The 4689-nt window shown below is 67.5% G+C and carries 6 protein-coding genes; 2 read left to right on the top strand and 4 right to left on the bottom strand.

Features of this window, described 5'->3' with window-relative positions:
* Both VB737_RS15045 and gloA read right to left on the bottom strand, forming a co-directional pair.
* The coding region (locus VB737_RS15045; protein WP_500314153.1) for a Clp protease N-terminal domain-containing protein at positions 1 to 505 on the bottom strand (505 nt) is incomplete at its 3' end.
* Positions 495 to 896: a lactoylglutathione lyase gene (gloA, locus tag VB737_RS15040; RefSeq protein WP_500314152.1), complete on the bottom strand. Its 402-nt coding sequence runs from the start codon at positions 894 to 896 to the stop codon at positions 495 to 497. The genes VB737_RS15045 and gloA, both read right to left, overlap by 11 nt.
* Before the next feature lie 102 nt (positions 897 to 998).
* Here gloA and eno point away from each other — a divergent pair, with 102 nt between their 5' ends.
* Together eno and VB737_RS15030 are read left to right on the top strand one after the other, a co-directional pair.
* Positions 999 to 2294, top strand: a complete 1296-nt coding sequence (gene eno / locus VB737_RS15035; protein WP_500314150.1) for a phosphopyruvate hydratase — start codon at positions 999 to 1001, stop codon at positions 2292 to 2294.
* Positions 2295 to 2316: 22 nt separating this feature from the next.
* Positions 2317 to 3339, top strand: coding sequence for a hypothetical protein (locus VB737_RS15030; RefSeq protein ID WP_500314148.1), 1023 nt, complete (start codon positions 2317 to 2319; stop codon positions 3337 to 3339).
* 205 nt (positions 3340 to 3544) lie between these two features.
* Here the strand turns inward: VB737_RS15030 and VB737_RS15025 are convergent, their stop codons facing one another.
* Both VB737_RS15025 and VB737_RS15020 read right to left on the bottom strand, forming a co-directional pair.
* Entirely contained in the window at positions 3545 to 4465 is a 921-nt protein-coding gene (locus VB737_RS15025; protein ID WP_500314146.1) for a mechanosensitive ion channel family protein, read from the bottom strand.
* 62 nt (positions 4466 to 4527) lie between these two features.
* Positions 4528 to 4683 (bottom strand): hypothetical protein, encoded by a 156-nt coding sequence (locus VB737_RS15020; RefSeq protein ID WP_500314155.1) that lies wholly within the window; start codon positions 4681 to 4683, stop codon positions 4528 to 4530.
* Positions 4684 to 4689 lie beyond the last annotated feature (6 nt).

The following is a 4689-nucleotide window of genomic DNA, read 5'->3' as shown; positions in this document are numbered from 1 at the left end:
CTGCGGACGTGGTCTCGGCTCCCGGCAGGGGCCGCCACTGGCGCAGCAGCAGGTCCTCGCTCAGCCCCTCCTCCACCAGCAGGGACGCCCCGATGCGGGGCTCCGCCAGCAGGGCCAGCAGCAGGTGGGGCACATCCAGCAGGCGCGATCCCCAGGCGGCGCGGCGGCGGTCGGCCTCCTCCAGCAGGTCCTCGAGGGCATCGCCGATGTAGAGGGTGCCGCCGCCGCCGTCCGGCTGCTCGGCGCAGAAGGCCTCGAGCCGGTCCAGCAGCCGGTCCTCATCGAGGGGCAGGGGGTCGACCCAGCTGGCGAAGCGCCGGTTCAGCAGCAGGGTGAGCAGCAGGTGCTCCACATCCATGGCGCCGTGGCGCCAGCGCCGGGCCTGCTCCTGGGAGGCGATCAGCAGATCCCAGGCGGCGTCGCTGAAGCGATCGGGGTCGCCGGTGAGGCTGGCCGGAGCGGCCGCCGGCCCCCGGTCGTCGCGCAGGCGGGAGTCAGTGCGCATCGGACCGGGACGACGTCTGGATCAGTTCCACCTTGTAGCCATCCGGATCCTCCACGAAGGCGAGCACGGTGGTGCCGTGCTGCTTCGGGCCGGGCGCGCGCACCACCCGGCCGCCCTTGGCGGCGATCGCCGCACAGGTGGCGTAGATGTCGTCGACACCGATGGCCAGATGGCCGAACCCGGTGCCGATCTCGTAGGCGCTGGTGTCCCAGTTGTGGGTGAGCTCCAGCACGGTGGTGTCCGTCTCGTCGCCGTAGCCGACGAAGGCCAGGGTGTAGGCGCCGCCGGGATAGTCCTTGCGGCGCAGCAGCTTCATGCCCAGCACCTCGGTGTAGAAGCGCAGGGAGCGCTCCAGATCGCCCACCCGGAGCATGGTGTGGAGGAGTCGCATCGGCGGTGCACCAGTGGGGCCATTCTGACGAGAGGGGTGGCGCAGGGAACACAGGCAGGGGCGTGGGGCCCCCCATAGGATTCGCCCACCAGCACACCCCCTGTGTACGACTCCCTCGACCTCGTCATCGACTCCATCGTTGCCCGCGAAGTGCTCGACTCCCGCGGCACCCCCACGGTGGAGGCGGAGGTGTATCTGGAGGGGGGCGCCAGCGGCCGCGCCATCGTGCCCAGCGGCGCCAGCACCGGCGCCCACGAGGCCCACGAACTGCGGGACGGCGAGAAGGCCTACTTCGGCAAGGGCGTCAGCAAGGCGGTGGAGAACATCGAGGAGCGCATCGCCCCGGCCCTCTGCGGGTTGAGCGCCCTCGACCAGGGCGCCGTCGACGAGGCCATGAACGAGCTCGACGGCAGCGACAACAAATCCGCCCTCGGCGCCAACGCCATCCTGGCCGTGAGCCTGGCCACGGCCCACGCGGCCGCCAAGGCCCTGGGCCTGCCCCTCTACCGCTACCTGGGCGGCCCGATGGCCACCCTGCTGCCGGTGCCGCTGATGAACGTCATCAACGGTGGCGCCCACGCCTCCAACAACCTGGATTTCCAGGAGTTCATGCTGGTGCCCCACGGCGCCGGCAGCTTCCGCGAAGCCCTGCGCATGGGCGCCGAGGTGTTCCACACCCTCAAGGGGCTGCTGAAGGATCAGGGCCTCTCCACGGCGGTGGGCGACGAGGGCGGCTTCGCCCCCGACCTGGCCGGCAACGACGCCGCCGGTGAACTGCTGATCCAGGCGATCGAGAAGGCCGGCTACCGGCCCGGCGACCAGATCTCCCTGGCCCTCGACGTCGCCAGCACCGAGTTCTATGCCGATGGCCGTTACGCCTTCGGCGGCGGCAGCTACAGCAGCGCCGAGATGGTCGACCAGCTGGCGGCCCTGGCGGCCCGCTTCCCGATCGTCTCGATCGAGGACGGCCTGGCCGAGGACGACTGGGAGGGCTGGCGCCTGCTGACCGAGCGCCTGGGGGGCACGGTGCAGCTGGTGGGCGACGACCTGTTCGTGACCAACACCAGCCGCCTGCGGCAGGGGATCGAGCAAGGCATCGCCAACTCGATCCTGATCAAGGTGAACCAGATCGGCTCCCTGACCGAAACCCTGCAGGCCATCGACATGGCCACCCGGGCCGGCTACACCAGCGTGATCAGCCACCGCAGCGGCGAGACGGAGGATGTGACCATCGCCGACCTGGCCGTGGCCACCCGCGCCGGCCAGATCAAGACCGGCTCCCTCAGCCGCAGCGACCGGGTCGCCAAGTACAACCAGCTGCTGCGCATCGAGGACGAACTGGGCAGCCAGGCGGTGTATGCCGGCGTGGAGGACAGGGGACCGCGGGGCAAGGCCTGAGGCCCCGGGCCCGGCGGCCAGCATGCTGATCCTCAGCGTTGCAGCCCCTCGCACCGGATCCTCCCGGTTTGGCCAGCTGCTGCGATCGATGCAGTCCGAATTCGTCTGCGAGCCCTTTCACGCGCAGGCCTCGATCCATTGCGACGAGGGCCCAAGGGGGCTGCGTTTCTATGACAAGGCGCCCTACATCCTGAGTGATTTCGGCAGGGACATGGCGGCCGATCCCCTGATTCAGGGGATCCTGCCGAGGCGGGCTCTTCGCATGCAAGCCGCACCCCGCCGCACGGCCAGCTCTCTCCATCAGATCAGTCGTCGAATCAAGAACAAGGAGAGCCTGAAGCCTGCTCGACTTCTTTCTGTCCTTCTGGAGAAAGCCGGCGCAGCGATCGGGCCGGCCTACAACATTTTCCGCGAACCCCGAATCGCCCTGCGCGTCTGCGAGCTTCTCGACGCCAGGGAGGACACCTACACGCTTGAACTCTTCCCGAACCATCTGGCACCGGAATGCCATGACGTCCTCTGCCGAACCTATCCAGTGATTCTTCATCAACGGAAGTTGATTGATAGCTATATCTCGCTGTTGAAAACCGACTCACGACGCTGGAACCGTGTCAATACGACCGGCTACAAAGTGAGGATTTGTCCCGAATCCTTCGTGAGCTACTGCCGATCCATCTCCGGCTACTACCTGCGCAGCCTCCGGGCAGCGAACGCCCCCGGGGAACCCTGCGCGGCGACGTGCCAGGGGAGCCAGCCCAGGTGTTGCGTCATCAACTACGAAGACTGGTGCGACCACCCCAACCACGAGCAGGGTGGCCGGGTGCATCAACTCCTGGAGCAGAAGGGTTTCGCTCACGTCTATCAGAATCCGGAGGCAGCGGGATCCTCCGATGCCCTGAACCGGCAGGACCAGGCCAGCAACTGGGCCGAGAAGGTGACGAATGCGGCCGAGGTGATCGATGCACTGCAGCGGCGCTCCCTGCAGGGGTTGCTGGGTGCCCGTCCCCTGGAGATCCCGGCCCTGGGGGTGCCACTTCACCCTTGAGCGCAACGGCCGCAGGACCCGACCGGAACCCCGGACACAACGGAGGCCGCCTGGCCGTGAGAACTCGGTGAACGGTTCGTTGGGACCGTTGCCGGCGGCGGTCATGAAGGGCGATGAGGGTCAAGCCAAAGCCCTGACTGAGGCTACGGCCCACCCCCCTCGCGTGTGAAGCAGGCCCGCACCACAGGTAGCCAATTGGCCTGCCTCATTCCTCTGGACCCCTGACGCGGACCCGGAATTCAGGCGCCTCCACAAGGTGAACCGTGGTGGAGGCGATCTCCACGCGCTGCTCAGCCGTGAGGAACTCATCGAGGATCCTCGTGTAGAGCCGATCCTTGGTGAGACGACGGATCTTGTAGTCCACCACGTAGCGGATGGTGAACTCCATCCAGTTGTCCGTGATCACCAGGGTGACCGCCGGATCCACCCTGGCATTCTCGACCAGGTACTTGCTCACCATCCCCTTCCAGGCCCTGATGGCCTGTTCCGTCGTCTCATTGGAGACCACCTCCTGCACCACCCGCTCCAGGATCCGGCGGGCGAGACGGTGGTCGCTGCCGTACTTCACGGGGACCTTGATCTCGTCCCAGAGGAAGGGGAAATCGCCGGAATAGTTGAAGACGGGCGCCTTGAAGACGAAGCTGTTGGCGATCCGCACGATCCTGCCCGTGTAGAGGTCCGACTCCACCCACTCGCCAAGCTCCATGAGAGTGGTGCGCAGGATGCCGATGTCGATGATGTCACCCCGGATGCCGCCGAGCTGCACCCGGTCGCCCGTTTCGTAGAAGCCGCCGAAGGAGATGGCGATCCAGCCCGCCACGCTGGCGATCACCTCCTGCAGCGCGAAGGCGATGCCGGCACTGGCCACGCCGATGGCGACAGAAAGGCCGCCCAGGCTGTCACGGAAGACAGAGGCGACCAGGATCAGGGCACCGAAGTAGCCGAGGAAGGTGATGATCTTCCTGGCGTAGTAGCGGCTGTCAGAACCCGGCAGATAGCGGGGTAGCGACCGCTTGGCCAGACGCGAGACAACCGAGATGATCAGCACTCCCGCCATGGCCAGCCCAAGCCTCCTCACGTGGGGATTGGCCAGCCATTGCCCGATCCAGCGCGACAGATCCTCCATGGATGCTCAGACGAGAGGGCAGCGGCAGCGCTGGGAGCAGGAGGCCTGACCGCAGGCTCTGCTCACTGCTTTCCGGCCGTCGTCGCCACCCCTGGCAGCTGGTCGAGGCGGCCGTCGCGCCTGAGCCGGGCCTGCAGCTTCAGCCAGGAGAGTCCCACGGGCACCGCCAGCACCAACGGCACGGCGGTGAGCGCGGGGCGGCCGCTCACCGCCAGCACCGCGGC

This window comes from Synechococcus sp. BA-120 BA3, from assembly GCF_034931285.1.
In the GTDB taxonomy this organism is placed as follows: Bacteria; Cyanobacteriota; Cyanobacteriia; order PCC-6307; family Cyanobiaceae; genus Cyanobium.
The sequence above is the reverse complement of the archived record's forward strand: the minus strand, read 5'-3'. Positions and strand labels throughout refer to the sequence as shown.

Excerpts from the sequence above, each read along its gene's own strand:
- gloA (WP_500314152.1), bottom strand. The coding sequence starts at position 896 with ATGCGACTCCTCCACACCATGCTCCGGGTGGGCGATCTGGAGCGCTCC.
- VB737_RS15030 (WP_500314148.1), top strand. The coding sequence starts at position 2,317 with ATGCTGATCCTCAGCGTTGCAGCCCCTCGCACCGGATCCTCCCGGTTT.
- VB737_RS15025 (WP_500314146.1), bottom strand. The coding sequence starts at position 4,465 with ATGGAGGATCTGTCGCGCTGGATCGGGCAATGGCTGGCCAATCCCCAC.